The 15,482-nt window shown below is 61.5% G+C and carries 11 protein-coding genes and 1 pseudogene; 9 read left to right on the forward strand and 3 right to left on the reverse strand.

Annotated elements, in window-relative coordinates:
- Positions 1–189 precede the first annotated feature (189 nt).
- Complete coding sequence (locus HMPREF0591_RS28225; protein ID WP_007172220.1) at positions 190–1,737, reverse strand: acyl-CoA synthetase; 1,548 nt, start codon at positions 1,735–1,737, stop codon at positions 190–192.
- 62 nt (positions 1,738–1,799) lie between these two features.
- On the reverse strand, positions 1,800–2,999 hold the full coding sequence (locus tag HMPREF0591_RS28230) for an acyl-CoA dehydrogenase family protein (protein ID WP_007172221.1): 1,200 nt from the start codon (positions 2,997–2,999) through the stop codon (positions 1,800–1,802).
- A gap of 768 nt (positions 3,000–3,767) precedes the next feature.
- On the opposite strand from HMPREF0591_RS28230, the gene HMPREF0591_RS28235 reads away from it, so the two are divergent.
- On the forward strand, positions 3,768–4,421 hold the full coding sequence (locus HMPREF0591_RS28235) for a TetR/AcrR family transcriptional regulator (RefSeq protein ID WP_007172222.1): 654 nt from the start codon (positions 3,768–3,770) through the stop codon (positions 4,419–4,421).
- A gap of 214 nt (positions 4,422–4,635) precedes the next feature.
- Here HMPREF0591_RS28235 and HMPREF0591_RS28240 read toward each other — a convergent pair whose 3' ends face one another.
- Positions 4,636–5,400 carry an enoyl-CoA hydratase/isomerase family protein gene (locus HMPREF0591_RS28240; protein ID WP_007172223.1) on the reverse strand — a complete coding sequence of 255 codons (765 nt, stop codon included), beginning with the start codon at positions 5,398–5,400 and terminating at the stop codon, positions 4,636–4,638.
- A gap of 423 nt (positions 5,401–5,823) precedes the next feature.
- Between HMPREF0591_RS28240 and HMPREF0591_RS28245 the strand changes: the two genes are divergently transcribed.
- The 8 genes and pseudogenes from HMPREF0591_RS28245 to HMPREF0591_RS31600 form a co-directional block, all read left to right on the forward strand.
- Positions 5,824–7,377 carry an acyl-CoA synthetase gene (locus tag HMPREF0591_RS28245; RefSeq protein ID WP_007172224.1) on the forward strand — a complete coding sequence of 518 codons (1,554 nt, stop codon included), beginning with the start codon at positions 5,824–5,826 and terminating at the stop codon, positions 7,375–7,377.
- A 92-nt stretch (positions 7,378–7,469) separates the two neighbouring features.
- Complete coding sequence (locus HMPREF0591_RS28250) at positions 7,470–8,528, forward strand: BtrH N-terminal domain-containing protein (RefSeq protein WP_007172225.1); 1,059 nt, start codon at positions 7,470–7,472, stop codon at positions 8,526–8,528.
- Between the two features lie 338 nt (positions 8,529–8,866).
- A complete protein-coding gene (locus tag HMPREF0591_RS28255) occupies positions 8,867–10,324 on the forward strand; it encodes a flavin-containing monooxygenase (protein WP_007172226.1) in 1,458 nt (485 codons plus the stop codon).
- Between the two features lie 447 nt (positions 10,325–10,771).
- Positions 10,772–11,383, forward strand: coding sequence for a TetR/AcrR family transcriptional regulator (locus tag HMPREF0591_RS28260; RefSeq protein WP_046184315.1), 612 nt, complete (start codon positions 10,772–10,774; stop codon positions 11,381–11,383).
- Positions 11,384–11,439: 56 nt separating this feature from the next.
- Positions 11,440–12,738: a cytochrome P450 gene (locus HMPREF0591_RS28265; protein ID WP_007172228.1), complete on the forward strand. Its 1,299-nt coding sequence runs from the start codon at positions 11,440–11,442 to the stop codon at positions 12,736–12,738.
- A gap of 11 nt (positions 12,739–12,749) precedes the next feature.
- Positions 12,750–12,941, forward strand: a complete 192-nt coding sequence (locus tag HMPREF0591_RS31595; RefSeq protein WP_007172229.1) for a ferredoxin — start codon at positions 12,750–12,752, stop codon at positions 12,939–12,941.
- 121 nt (positions 12,942–13,062) lie between these two features.
- Entirely contained in the window at positions 13,063–14,121 is a 1,059-nt protein-coding gene (locus tag HMPREF0591_RS28270; RefSeq protein WP_007172230.1) for an LLM class flavin-dependent oxidoreductase, read from the forward strand.
- Positions 14,122–14,458: 337 nt separating this feature from the next.
- Positions 14,459–15,482: pseudogene (locus tag HMPREF0591_RS31600) on the forward strand (flavin-containing monooxygenase); the annotation flags it as partial.

The following is a 15,482-nucleotide window of genomic DNA, read 5'->3' on the forward strand; positions in this document are numbered from 1 at the left end:
GAACCGTCGGATCATCCGCCATCCCGCTGCGCTGCCACTCGTATCCACCCATGAACGACTCTCACCCAAAGCGATTCGGCAGGCGTGCGAAGATTTACGTCCATGCTGCCGCTGACCGCATTCTGCGTACCGCAACGTGGTCGAGGTGTGGCGAAAAGCAAATGTGCGTCTGGCCGAGAGAACGGCGTTTCAACGCAGAACTGAAAGCCCCTCCCCGCCGAATTGCAGGCGAAGCTCCGTCTTGAGCACCTTGCCGGTGGCGTTTCGCGGCAAGTCGGGAACGACATGTACTCGTGACGGGCATTTGAAGTGGGCAAGGCGTTCTCGAGCGTAATCGATAAGCTCCTCTGCATTGACGGCGGCATCCTGCTGAAGGGCCACGACGGCCACCGGAGTTTCGCCCCAACGCGGATGCGGCACACCGACAACCGCGACCTCGCGCACGGCATGGTGACGGTAGAGGACCTGCTCCACCTCGATCGGGTAAACGTTCTCACCACCGCTGATGATCATGTCTTTTTTTCGGTCGACCAGAGTGATGAAACCTTCTCGGTCAATGCGGCCCAAGTCGCCAGTATGAAACCAGCCGCCACGAAAAGCTTGCACTGTCGCCTCGGGAAGACCCCAGTAGCCCGCGAATACGTTAGGGCCGCGCACTACTAACTCGCCCACCTCGTCGACGGGGACGTCGTTGTCGGCGTCGTCGACGATACGAGCTTCGACGTGAAAAGCCGTCCGACCGATCGATCCGGCCTTCTCCTTAACGTGTTCAGCGTCGAGGAATGAGACGATAGGCGCGGTTTCGGTCATCCCGAAACCCTCCTGGAACGGCAGACTGCGTCCTTGGAAGAATTCGATGACGGTCAACGGACACGGTGCGCCACCCGCAGCCGCCAGTTCGAGAGCCGACAAATCGTGGTCCTCGAATCCATCGACGTTCATCAGCGCGGCCCACATCGCCGGAACCATGAATTGCACTGTCGCATGCTCTTGGGCCATCATCGCCAGCGTCTGTCGCGGATCGAAGGACGGCAGCAGCACGCTGCAACCGCCGACATGCAGCAGCGGCAGCGTGTGCACTCCGAGTCCCCCGATGTGGAACATCGGAGCCACGGCGACGGTCACGTCCGTCTCACGCAGCCCGCGCCCGATTGTCAGCGCGTTCATGACGTTCCACAGATGGTTGTCGTGGGTGAGCATCACACCTTTGGGACGCCCCGTAGTCCCGGACGTATACATCAGATTTGCAATGTCATGGCCCGCCACGTCGGAGCCCACAGCTGTGGGCGCTTCACTGTTCACAACGTCGTCGTAGGAAAGCTCACCGGCAAGGCATTCACCGCCGACGGCCATTTGGTGGCGGACCCGCACCCCATCCTCTGACACCGCGGCGCGGGCGACCGGGGCCAGCGGGTTGGAATACACGAGCACGTCTGCGCCTGAGTCGGCCAGCTGGTAAGCCACCTCTGCTGGCGCCAACCGCACGTTCATGGGCACGAAGATCGCGCCTAGTTTCGCGGCCGCCAGCATCGTTTCTATGAACGCGGGACTGTTGATCAAGAGACCGCCAACCCTGTCGCCCTTGCGGACACCGAGCGCTCGCAGGGCACGCGCAAGCCGGTTGGTCCGTTCATCGAGCTGAGTGAAGGTGATCCGTCGGTTATCGTCAACGAGGGCGGTGCGGTCGCCGGACAGGAAGGCCCGTTTCGTCGCCCAACTGCCAATACCCCTGTCCATGTGAACTCCTTCGGAGCCGGTCGCCCAGACACGTCGTCGTGGGCCGATTCAGTGCCGAACAGCTATAAGCCGATGCGCTTGGCGATGATCTCGTTCATGATCTCGTTGGTGCCACCGCCTATTCCGAGAATGCGGCAATCTCGGTAATGCCGTTCGACTTCGGACTCGCGCATATAACCCATCCCACCAAAGATTTGAACCGCCTCATTCACCACATAATCGCACGCGTATACGGCGGTGTTCTTGGCCATCGACACCTCAGTGACTACATCCTCCCCGGCCAGCCACCGTTGCATCACGGCGCGGGTGTAGGCGCGCGCGACGTCGACCTGCCTGGCCATTTCCGCGAGCTTATGGCGGATCACTTGACGAGCCGTCAGAGGTTTCCCGAAAGTCTGGCGTTCGCGCGCCCAACCCTTGGCTAATTTGAGCGCGCGCTCCGCCGTCGCGTATGCCTGCACGGCAATGCCGAGTCGTTCCGACTGAAACTGCTGCATGATCTGCAAGAATCCGCCGTTCTCTGCCCCCACCAGGTTCGCAGCGGGAACGCGAACGTCAAAGAACGAGAGTTCTGCGGTATCGCTGCAACGCCATCCCATCTTGTCCAGCCGGCGGTCAACCTTGAACCCCGGTGTGCCCTTGTCGATAACCAGCAACGAAACTCCGCCGTACCCGGGTCCCCCGGTACGCACCGCGGTAGTCACGAAGTCGGCGCGGACACCGCTCGTGATGAAGGTCTTAGCACCGTTGACCACGTACGTGTCACCATCGCGGACTGCTCGTGTGCGTAGGTTCGCCACATCTGAGCCCGCTCCGGGCTCGGTGACTGCCAGCGAGCCGATCATATCTCCGGCCAGGGTGGGGCGAACGTAGTGGTCGATCAGGGCATCCGATCCATTCGCGGCGATGTGCGGAAGCGCGATGCCGTGGGTGAACAACGCGGCGCACACGCCGGTAGACCCACCGCACGCCAGAATTGCCTCGGTTACCAACGCCGAATCGATCGCGTCGCCGCCGCTGCCTCCCACGTTCTCGGGGAATCCAACCCCGAGAAGTCCCACATCGGCAGCCTTACGGTGCAGCTCGCGCGGGATTTCACCTGCCTCCTCCCAATCCGTCACTTTCGGTGTTATCTCGCGAGCGACGAAAGATCGCGCCAACTGGCTCAGTGCTAGCCGCTCCGGCGTGGTCCACGGATCGTTGGGCACAGCGCAGCCTTCCGTCCCGGCTATGTGTTTGGTGGTTGCTTCGATATCCGTCATGATGGCTCCCGGATCGAATTGCGTCGGCAACCGAACAGCGGTTGCACGCAGGTGCAAGGTGTCTCAATTCGATTGTGCAGTCGGACGATTCGGAAAGCATTCGCCCAACGGGGCGAGCGGCCCGTGTGCTGAATTCCGAAACAATCGGAGCGAAACTTTGTCTTCGCCTCCCAGCGCACGCGCCGAAAGCATTGTCCTGGAGCATGACTGCGCCGCCCACCAACACGATCAAGCGCATAGGCGGCATCGGTCAGCCAGGCTCCTCGCGCGAGGATCGGCACTGAATCTCTCAAACCGATCCCTTCCTACCCACTCGCGACCGCGACTTAAGTCAATGCAAGGCTCGGGCGTCGCGTGCAAGTGGCCACCTCAAGGAGTGCTTCGCGTGCCCCGATTAGTCCAGAAACCGTCGAAGCTCAACAGCCTCAGTTACTGGTGGCTAACGTTACGTGCGAGGCCCAAGGATTTGCAACACCCATCGCGTAGATGTCGCGCTCCGGTGCACCAGATCTACGACTCATGCGAATGAAGGAGGTCTCGTCCGCCGATCACTGCAATCTATCCGGGTTGATTGTCTTGGTGGTTGCAGCCGCGCCGCGCTTGGAGGTACCCCGGGGCCTCTCCCAGTATGGACGTTGGATGGCGCGGCAGTTGTGCGTGGGGAGTGGGCATCGTGAAGAAGTGTTAACGTTCGTAGATCACCCGGAACGTGTGGGCGTTTCGAACGGAAGAGGTATTGCTGCTTCGACTGCGAAAGGATGGTCGACCGTGACCGACACAGTCACCGTCGGCCGCACGCGAGGAGGCGAGCGTCGCGAGCGGATTCTGGCGGCCGCCGCCGAACTCATCGCGGACCGTGGCTATCACGCTGTTTCTATGGCCGATATCGGCATCTCGGCAGGGGTCGTCGGTCCAGCGATCTACCGGCACTTTGACAGCAAGGCGGGCTTGCTGGCGGCACTGTTCGAACAAGTGATTGACACGCTGCTGCGACGGGCGTCGGCGATCGTTGAACAAAGCCGAGATGATCGCGAGGCGCTGACTGCCTTAGTAGCCGACCACGTTGCCCTGGTGATGGAGAAGCGCGAACTCGCCATTGTTTACTACCGAGAAGTCCATAATCTGCCTGACCATCGACGTAGTCGCCTGCGCCGCAAACAGCGCCTCTACGTTGAAGAGTGGGTGCACGTTTTGGGCGAGTTAAGGCCGGAGTTGGACGAGACGGAATTGCGCGCCGTTGTTCACGGCGCGATCGGTGCCATCCAATCGACGTTGCAATATCGCGATACGGGGATGCCTCCCGAGCGCGTCTCGGTGCTGCTCGCGCGGATGGGGCACGCTGTTCTCGGCGTTCCACCGTGCGAGTCGCACAGTGAGGATCGGGCAAGCCACGCGTTGCCGCAGCGCCGAGGTCGACGGTAGGCGCAACCTCGGAGTGTCCTCGCCTCGGCGTGTCCTCGGGAGGGTGATTTCGCTGAGCAGAGGCTGTCAATGATTTGCTTCGTGTCGATGGCTCCCTGGCCACGATTAAGCACGCCGCCAATCGGCTTGCTTGGCGGGCCCGCACGCCGCGCCAGTCAGCCGGCGGTCTCGCCGCGCGGTCCTTGGCACGAGCATTCGCAGACATCCGGCGTGTTCAGCGTCCCCGCCATACAGGTGCCCGTTTCTCCCGGAATGCGCGTGGGCCCTCCTGCGCGTCCGCGGAGTGGTACACGGGTTCCCAGATCTTCTCAGCCAGCGTGTATGCCTCCTCAAGGCGATGTCGCGCCGATAGATACGCAGTCTGTTTAGCGGCCAGCACCGACAGCGGAGCATTTCCAGCGATTAGAGCGCCCAGCTTCTGGGCTCGATCCCTAAGCCGAGCGGCGGGCACCACCTCGTTAACAAGACCCACTTCGAACGCCCGGGCCGCGCTGATCGGTTCGCCGGTGAGCATCATCTGCAGAGCGATTCTCGGTGGAACGAGCCACGAAAGAGGAGCGGCCCAGGGAGCTCCACGGCCGACTTTGACTTCGGTGATCGCGAACAGGGCATGCTCGGCGGCGACGATCAGGTCACACTGCTGTGCGAGCAGGAACCCGCCGGCGAATGCAACACCGTTGACCGCCGCGATGGTCGGTTTAGCGATGTCGATGTTGCGGCCGAACTGCGGGGCGAAGTCCAGTGGCGGAACCGCCAGCGCCTGGTGCGCCATCTCTTTAAGGTCGCCGCCGGCGCAGAATGCCTTTTCACCCGCGCCGGTCAAAACGAGTACGCGCGCGTCAGCGTCCTCATTGAACCGACGTGCGCCATCCCATAATCCTTGGCGCACGGCGACACTGAGCGCATTGCGAGAGTGGGGCCGGTTGATAGTCAGCCAGGCCACCCCATCGACGACGTCATAAATCACCGGATCATCCAAGGTAGTCCTTCCGCGTGTTCTGGGCACTGTCTCCATCGACAATGCCGGCGTCCCATCGGCGACCACTTGGACGTCCCAGCGACACCTTCTGCGGGGCGTGCAGGTCTGGGCTGCGACGGGGTCTTCGATTTTATCGCCTCCAACGCCACCTAATTGGAGTAGTCGACTTGGAAGTGGGGACTGGTAACACCGTTCCCGCCACAAGTCGCAGCATATGTGACTAAGCATTCACGATTGTGGGACGTGACGACGATTCGATGCAGGCGGGTGACTGGGTGGGCTCTCAGTTGTCGAGTTCAAAGGACGATTGTGCTATCCATCGGCGCCCCAGTAATGTTAACCACTGATAACGTGAGGGCGCTCGGGGCCACTGGATGTGTCATTGCCGGGCCCGCACCGGTTGAGAGTTCAGGAGGAGACGTGATGTACCTCACGCAGGGCTTGCACAGAGCACTGCAACAACACCCGGACCGCCTCGCCACCATCGACGCGGATCGAACACGGACCTATGCGCAGTCCGCACAACGAATCGCGAAGTTGGCGAGCGCATTACGGACGATTGGCGTTAACCGCGGGGATCGCGTCGGCATGCTGGCGCTCAACTCCGACCGTTACCATGAGTACCTGCTGGCGGTGCCGTGGGCGGACGCGGTATTAAACCCGATCAATATCCGCTGGAGCCCTCCGGAGATTGCCTACGCCCTGCGCGACTCCCAAACCGATGTCTTATTTGTCGATGACGCCTTCAGTCCAGCAGTCCCCGCACTTCGCGCGTCATATCCTGACCTGCGCGCAGTCGTTCATTGCGGAAACGCCCCGACCCCGGAGGGAATGTTCTGCTATGAGGAACTCATAGCCGGCGGCGAAGTCGGTGATGACGTGCGGCGCAGCGGCGATCAACTGGCCGGTGTGTTCTACACCGGTGGCACCACGGGTCTACCCAAGGGCGTCATGCTTAGCCACGCGAACCTGATGACCTCCGTGCTGGGAATGCTCAGCGTGGGAAGCTTTCTGAGTTCGGAGGCTCGACTGCTTCATGTTGCGCCGTTGTTCCATCTCGCGGACTTGGCCGCCTGGGCGGGGCAAACCACCCTGGGTGGCACACATGTGATGCTCTCGACTTTCGAGCCCAGTGCCATTCTCCAGACCATCGAACGCCACCAGGTCACCGACGTCCTTTTAGTGCCGACCATGCTGCAGATGGTCGTCGACCATCCCGCCGTCAGGGATTACGACCTCTCCAGCCTCAGAAACGTGATGTACGGGGCATCGCCGATTTCCGAGGCGGTCCTGTCGCGCGCGATGAAGACCGTGCGGTCGGCGCGATTCATGCAGGGTTATGGCATGACAGAACTGTCCCCCCTAGCCACAGTCCTGCGTCCTGAGGACCACGAGCATCCGGACCTATTGCGTTCAGCCGGCCGCGCCGCGCCCTGCGCCGAGGTCAAAATCGTCGATGCTGACGATAAGGAAGTGCCGCCGGGCAATACCGGCGAAATCGTCGTGCGTGGCGGCAACGTGATGTTGGGCTACTGGAATAAACCAGACGAGACAGCGGCCGCGCTGCGCAATGGGTGGATGCACACCGGTGACGCCGGTTACATGGACGAGCGGGGTTATGTGTTCGTCGTCGACCGCATCAAAGACATGATTATCTCGGGTGGCGAGAATGTCTACTCGACGGAAGTCGAGAATGTTCTGTCCAGGCACCCGGAGGTGGCGGCGTGCGCGGTCATCGGAGTTGCCGATGAAAATTGGGGCGAGCGCGTTCATGCGGTCGTCGTCTTGACCGAAAACTCCTCGGTGACAGCCGAAGAGCTCAGAGACTTCTGTAAGACTCAGATCGCGGGATACAAGGCGCCCCGTACAGCCTCGTTCGTTGATGCGCTCCCTCTCTCAGGTGCTGGCAAGGTGCTCAAACGCGAACTGCGAAAACAGTTCCGGCAAGAGTGCACAAGCACTAGCCGGGGTCGATAGGTGCCCTTGCAGCGCGCCCCGCGGCCATCGACGCGGCTGCCTCCAAAGGATTTCCCTAGACGCCCTGGGCAGGCCGTCAGGACGGGATCGTCATGGCGCGCGTAGAGGTGCCTTACAGACACGAGCTCGGCGGCCACTGCGGGTCCGGTGCCCTCCGCGATCTGACCGAGTGGGCCGGACTCCGTTGGGGTGTGCACGCCCCCCGCGAAGGACTGGTTTTCGCGCTGAGCGGCACGCTGGATTTTTCCTATGCCCGTTCCGACGAGTTATTTCCGCCGGTGTACCTCGTTGGCAGGGGCCCCGATCTCGAAGAGCAATACCTCACTAATGTCGGTGCACAGTTCGAGATTCGCGCCACCGATGACGGCGACCTCGGGTGGAAGTGGGTGACCGATCAACTCGACCGCCGCACCCCCGTGATGGTTTGGGCCGACATTGCTCATCTGCCCTATCTGCGCGCACGGTTGAGCATGAGCCGCCACGACATTGTCATCACCGGCTACGACGACGACCGAGGCGTGGCCTTGGTCGTTGACAACGACCGAGATTCGGTCCAACTGGTCCCCTACGAGGATCTCCGTCGGGCACGGTCTTCGACCGGCTTTCCCGTGCCGACCCGTCACACCGCCTACATCGTCGACTGGCCGACTACGGCGCCGGACTTGGCGGCGATCGCCGGTCCCGCCCTTATCCGAAGCGCGCAGGCGATGGCGGCAATCACCGACAGCCGGGGTCTTACAGTCACTCGCGACCCTGAGGCACAGAAGGATGGACTCGATGGTGTCGAGCATTTCGCCGTCGACGTGGCGGCGTGGCCTGACGCCCTGGACGATCACAACCTCGAAAGCGCCCTGTTTGCGCTGTGGGCGTTCATTGAGAAGGCGGGGACGGGAGGGGGGTTGTTCAGGGCCCTGCAGGCCGACGGCTGTCGAAGCATCGCCAACTTGCTGCATTCCGAAGCCGCCCTGGAGGCGTCGAGGGCTGCTCGGGAGGTGTCGACCGCCTGGACCGAAGTAGCCCGGATGGCTTACAACCCAGGCACCCCACTGCGGGCTCGCGCCGCCGCCACTGCGGCCGCAGCCGAGCGTGTGCCTGACGCCGAAAAGCGGCTCACGGAATCGCTCTTCGCCGCCGGAGCGGCTCTGACGTAACAATTTCCGCCTTGGGCCGGCCGCTGCATTCAGCTTGGCATCTGGGTGCCGAACGTCCACGCAGCGCGGCTTTTGACCCACCGGAGCCATTTTCGAGGGGTACGCTAACGACGGTTAACACTGTTGGTGGCTCCACACGTGTAGCGGTCCGCAACTGGGGCAGCAGGAGGGAACGCTTGGTGCACGGAACAAGGGTCGCCGCACCGGCGTGCGCGGGTAGGACGGCTGGTCGTGTGCCGACAACGAGCGGAAGCGCGCATCAATGCCTTAGTGCGTAGCGGCGCCGGTATCGGCGTGATCGGCAGTGCCGAGTACAAGTAGCACTTCAAGAATGAGTGATGAACATGACGGAACAACGGTCAGTCAAAGTCGCAATCATCGGTGCGGGCATGTCGGGACTGTGCATGGCGATCAAGCTGCAGGACGCCGGCATTGACTCGTACACCATTTTCGAACAGGCCGAGGATGTCGGCGGCACATGGCGAGACAACACCTACCCGGGGCTAACCTGCGATATCCCATCGCGGTATTACTCCTACTCGTTTCGGCCCAACCCGAACTGGTCGCACCTGCTGCCGCCGGGGCCGGAGATCCAGGCCTATTTCCAGCAGGTGGCCGACGAACGGGCCATCCGCCCGCACATCAAGTTCGGCGCCGAGGTCATATCCGCCCGATACGACGACGAGCGGTGGCGGATCACGACCGACGACAGCGAAGAGACATTCGACGTCCTTGTCACCGCGACCGGCGTGCTCCGGGTGCCGCGCTATCCGGACATTCCCGGCCAGGAGAGTTTTGCCGGGCCGGTGTTCCACTCCGCGGAATGGGATCACTCCGTCACCTTGCGGGACAAGCGGGTCGGACTGATCGGGACGGGCTCGACAGGCATACAGATCATTGCCGAACTCGGGGGCAAGGTCAGTCGGCTCACCGTCTTCCAACGCACTGCGCAGTGGGTCTTTCCGATGCCCAATCCGCACTACTCACCGCTGATCCAGGCCGCGTTGACGCGGTGGCCGAGGTTGAACGGCCTGGGCTATTGGTTCTGGGGATTGGTGGTCAGGCGCATCTTCGGCCGCGCGCCGATCCGTCCGGGATTTCAGCGCCGCTTGGTTCAGACGCTATGTCGATGGAACCTGCGACTCTCGGTGCGCGACCCGCAGTTGCGCGCGAAACTCACCCCGAAAGATCAGCCGATGTGCAAGCGCCAGATTATGGCGGGACATTTCTACCGTTCGGTCCAACAACCGGGTGTGGAGGTGATCAACGAGACGATCGACCACATCGAGCCTCGCGGCGTCATCACGGCCGACGGTACCTTGCACGAACTCGACCTGCTGGTCTATGCCACCGGGTTTGACGCCCGGGCCTACGTGCGCCCGCTGACAGTGGTCGGGGAGCGTGGGCTCACCCTCGACGAGGCATGGGCCGATGGCCCCACGGCGTATCGGTCGGTCGCGGTGCCCGGATTCCCAAACTTGTTCATGCTGATGGGTCCGCATTCGCCGATCGGCAACCAGTCACTGATACCGGTCGCCGAGGACCAGGCTGATTATGTGCTGTGGTGGATTAACCGGATCCGTGAGGGCCGCATCGTCGCCGCCGCGCCCACCAAGTTGGCCACCAAGGGCTACAACGACAGCATGAAAGCAGCGATGCCACAAACAATTTGGGTTACCGGTTGCAACAGTTGGTACCTAGGCAAAGATGGGCTTCCCGAATTGTTTCCGTGGACACCCGAGCGGCACCGAGAACTATTGCGTGCACCTGAGATCGCAGATTTCGAACTCCGATGAGACGCGCATCGAAAGCCAATCAAGGTCTTTTCGCGCGGATCCTGTCGCGCTTGGTGCCATGCACGTCATCGGTGAAGATGGTTTGGGGCCCTAACGCGAGCGCAAGCGTCTCGGATCAGGCGGCGGCAGAATTCGGAGCGAGGACGCTACGACGCCCATGGAATGGGGAACGACTTCGCGTGGTCTTTGGTGGTGACGACCAAGCGTGGCCACTGTCCTGGCAACGCTTACGCCCACCGTTATCACGCCGGCGTTTGCCGACTAAGCCATCGAACGCTCCGAGCCGGCGTTAGAACCGCATCAACGAAATCATGCAGGGACCGGCGATTGGTCATCTTCGACAGCAAGCAGGTGTGGTCCTCCACCGCCCGGACGGAACACTTGTGCAAGACGCATATCCTGCTCACCATGTCCACAGAGTCCGTTCGCCTCTCGTTTCGCCAGCACATGCGTGAGCAAGTTCTCAGGGCTGCGCGTGACCTCACTATCGAGAAGGGCTGGCATCGGGTTCGCATGAGTGAAGTCGCCAAGCTTGTCGGCGTGTCCCGCCCGACGCTCTACAAGGAATTCACCGATAAGCAGGGACTGGGTGACGCGCTGGTTGTGTCCGAAGGCGAACGATTCTTGAACGGCATTCACGCAGTTTCGGCACAACACGCCGGAGATGTCCGCGGGGGTATCACCGCCGCGGTGTCGTACACCCTCGAGGAAGCGGAAGCGAGCCCGCTCTTGAAGGCGGTGTTGACGTCAAATCGGCCTACAGACAAAACGGTTTCCGAGACAACCGGTATGTTGCCGCTCCTGCCGACCTCGGCATCGCTGCTGGAGCTATCCTCGGCAGCCCTCGTGACTTGGTTCAACGAGCACTTTCCAGGTCTGGATGCCGATGACGTGCATGAAGTCGCCGATGCGCTGGTGAGGCTCACTGTGAGCCATGTCGTGCTTCCTTCTGCCGATGCAAGTCTGACCGGTGAGCGGATCTCGCGGATCGCCCTTCGCTATTTGGGCGCAGATCCCGCGAGGCCGTTTACACAACGCAGATTTTTGTCTGGATGTTGACTTTATAGAGAAAAGTGTAAACACTGGCGTGGAGACACTAGCTCGGGAGGACCCTCATGACTGTCAGCGCTTCCGCTCCGAAGTCGTCGGTGGAGCGTCGTTCAGCACGTTCGTATGATTCTGCCGACCTGTCCTCGACTGCCTTTTGGGCTGGCACCGCCGCTGACCGTGAGAAGACCTACGCGGAGCTGCGCCGACGCGCCCCCATCAGCTGGCACCCGCGCGTCGAGCACACCATGATCGACGACGAGGACGACCAAGGCTTCTGGGCCGTGGTCACCCACCCGCTACTTGTCGAGGCGACCCGGCGACACGACGATTTCCTGTCTGGTCAAGGCATTGTGATGGAGTCGATCCCGCAGGAACTGCTCGACACCGCGCAAGGCTTCATCGCTATGGACCCGCCGCGGCATACCAAGATTCGACGATTGCTGGCATCCGCATTCACACCGAAGCAAATGCGGCTGACCAGTCACCAGATCGAGGCCAACGCGAAACGGGTCGTCGATGGCCTTGCCCCGCAAGGCGAGGCTGACTTCGTCGACCAGTGCGCCGCGTTGCTGCCGATGCACAACATCTTCGACATGATGGGCGTGCCGGACTCGATGCGCCGCGACATCGCGTGGGAGTCACGGTATGCCGGTGGGTGGAGCGACCCGGAGGTGATGGGCGAAGACCCGGTCATACCTCGCCTGTTCCAAGCGATGGGATTCTTGGGCGATGGCGCCCGCGAAATCATCGCCGCACGTCGCCGGCAGCCCGAAGATGACCTTATGACGAACCTCGTTCAAGCTGAAGTGGACGGCGAACAACTCACCGACGACGAGATCGTCTCGTTTTTCATACTTCTCACGATCGCCGGGAACGACACCACGCGCCAAAGCACCAGTCACGCGATGAAAGCATTGACGGACTTCCCAGACCAAAGAGCTTGGCTCATGGAGGATTTCGACGGACGGATCAAAGGGGCCGTGGAAGAATTCGTCCGGTGGGCCACACCAATCATGACATTTCGCCGGACGGCGGCTCGCGACTGCGAACTGGGCGGGCAGCAGATCACCGAGGGTGACAAGATCATACTTTTCTACAGCTCGGCCAACTGGGACACCACCGTGTTCACTAACCCGGAGAAGTTCGATCTGTCGCGCGACCCTAACCCGCACGTGAGCTTCGGAGGCGGGGGAATCCATCACTGCCTCGGCAACCAGCTGGCCAGGCAGCAACTCGCTGCGCTCTTCAGAGAACTGCTGCACCGCCTGCCTGATATTGAAGTCTGCGGGCCACCCAGCTACACCGTCAGCACGTTCTTCCACGGCGTGAATCACCTTCCCGTCCGCTTCACCCCGAACGCGTAAGGCGGCGTGGTATGAAGATCAGAGTCGACCGCAACCGATGCTCGTCAATCGGAATGTGTGAAGGCCTGGCTCCTGACTTCTTCGAGGTCAGGCACGATGGCCAACTCAATATCGTGAACCCCGAGCCACCGGAATGCCACAGATCACTCATCGAAGAAGCAGTATCGTGCTGCCCCACAGGCGCTCTCGCCGTCGAGGACTGAGACCGCGGTCCTGAGGCAACGCTGACACACCTGCTTGCTGTCGGCGGCGATGGGCTTTCGCCTTCGGGTCAACTAGCCGCTGACACCGTCTGTCACCTACCACACGATGGAGCCGTCACTTATGAGTACTTATGGACTTTCAGTCGTCGCCCCTGAACTTGCCGCGATGAAGGCCACCGCCGCGGCTGCCGACCAGGCCGGGTTCGACGCCGTCTGGGCATCCGAGTTCTACACCCGGTCGGGATCCATCTCGATGGCGGCGATGGCAACCTCGACGAACAGGTGTCGCATCGGGTCGTCAATCCTCTACGGCATCGGACGTAGTCCGCTGGTCTTGGCGACCGAAACACGCGACCTCGACGAACTGTCCGGTGGTCGGGTCGTGCTCGGGATCGGCAACGGCACCAAACGGATGATGAGCGATTGGCACTCTGTCACCGATACCAGCGCCCCCGCCCTGCGCGTCGAGGAACTCGTACCCCTTATCCGGCGCATCTGGAACCTGCACGAAGGACCCGTCCGCCATGAGGGCCGTTTCTACAATATGAATCTCGTCCCCACCGGGCCGGTAGAACCCCCTGCGCGCAATATCCCCATCGTCACCGCCGCCGTGCGGCCGCGAATGTGTGAAGCCGCCGGACGGGTCGCTGACGGCTTGGCCGGGCATCCACTCTTCACCACCGCGTATGTGGAGGAAGTCGTGCGGCCTGCGGTGGCCAAGGGCGCACAACGCACCGGGCGCGACCCTAACGGCGTCGAGATCGTGTCGATGGTGATGTGCTCCATCCACGACGACCCCGAGATCGCTCGTCGCGAGGTAGCGCAGCAGATCGCATTCTACGCCTCGGTCAGGACCTACGAACCGCTGCTCGACTTCTGCGGATTCGCCAAGCAGGGTGCCGTCATCCGAGAAGCCTTCACCCGCAGCGACTTTCAGGCCATGTTCAACGCCGTCACCGATGACATGATCGACGTCATGGGTGTCGCCGGCACCGCTGACGAGGTTCGCAACGGGCTACGCCGCTACGAGGGCGTGCTAGACCACATCATGCTCTACCCACCGTCGGTAGGTACCGCGCCTGAGCGGGTCGGACAGAACGTCGATGATCTCATCAAGCATTGCGCCCCGCCCAATATGCCTCCGGCCTCCCAGCTGCACGCGCGACCCGGACCACGGTAGCGACACGGCGATCTCGCACACAAAGTGCGCTGCCGCATCGATCGATGCCGACCTTCGGGTTCGCATGAAACTACTCATTTCCCTCTGGGACTATCTCGGTGGGGTGCAGTCCCCCAGTGACAGCCGAGCTTGCGTTTGGCAATAACGGTCCTTGGGGAAGGCTAGGACGATGCCGGTCCTCTTTCACTAGGAAGTGAAGTGGTCAGAACACGTTGTGGCACGCAGATGCGTTGCGGCGCGGACCTTCTGCGCCGCATCAAGGCGGTCCGACGGAGTAGATGCGGAGTCGATCGAGCGGTTTGGCGACAAGGTCATCGGGTTGCTAACCTCGATTAACATGTCAGAGTTGTTCGATGTGGTGGTCGTGGGAGCGGGGATTTCCGGTATCAGCGCTGCCTGGCACCCGCAGGATCGCTGCCCCGGTAATAGGTACGTAGTTCTAGAGCGCAGAAGTGATCCGGGTGGCACGTGGGATCTGGTCAAGTATCCGGGCATCAGGTCGGACTCAGATATGTGCACGTTCGGATTCCTTCAAGCCCTGGCACTCGGCCAGGTTCACTGTCGACGCGCCGACAATCAAGAACTATCTGCGTGAGGTCGCGACCGAGAACGGCATCCATGAGCACATTCACTTCGGTACCCAGGTCTTGTCTGCCGCTTGGTCGGACGCCAGCCGGCGCTGGACCATCAAGGCGGTTCGGAACGGCTGAGGAATTAGAGCTCGAGGCGCGGTTCGTCTTCATGTGTAGCGGCTATTACAACTACGACGCGGGTTACCGACCAAACTTTCCCGGCGAGGAGAACTTCGGTGGGCCCATATTGCAACCTCAGCACCGGCCCAGAGACCTTGATTATGCCGGTAAAGAACGTCGTCGTTATCGACAGCGGCGCCGGGCACATAACGATGCTGCAACGTTCGCCAACATCGACCGCTTCACCAGAACGGGTCACGAGTTGGCGGCCGATATCATCTTCTACCGCAACAGGATTGAACTTGTGGCTTTTGGGGGCGCCAAGCTTGGTCGTAACGGCCAGGATGTCGACGTCAGCAAGTCGATGACCTATAAGTCGATGTTGCTGTCCGATGTGCCCACCATGGCGTTCACCATGGGCTATATCAATGCATCGTGGACCTTGAGGGCCGACCTGGTATCGGAATACGTTTGTCGCCTGCTCAATTGCATGGACGCGCGCGGCTACGACACCGTCGTAGCCGCTCATCCAGGGAAGATGTCGAAGAAGAACCCTTCGCCGATTTCGCACCAGGCTACTTCCAGCGCGCGATGGACCAGCTACCGAAGGCGGGATCTCGAGGGCCATGGCAGGTAAAACACCAATTACCTCTTCGACATCCGTGAGTG

Source organism: Mycobacterium parascrofulaceum ATCC BAA-614 (assembly GCF_000164135.1).
GTDB classification, from domain to species: domain Bacteria; phylum Actinomycetota; class Actinomycetes; order Mycobacteriales; family Mycobacteriaceae; genus Mycobacterium; species Mycobacterium parascrofulaceum.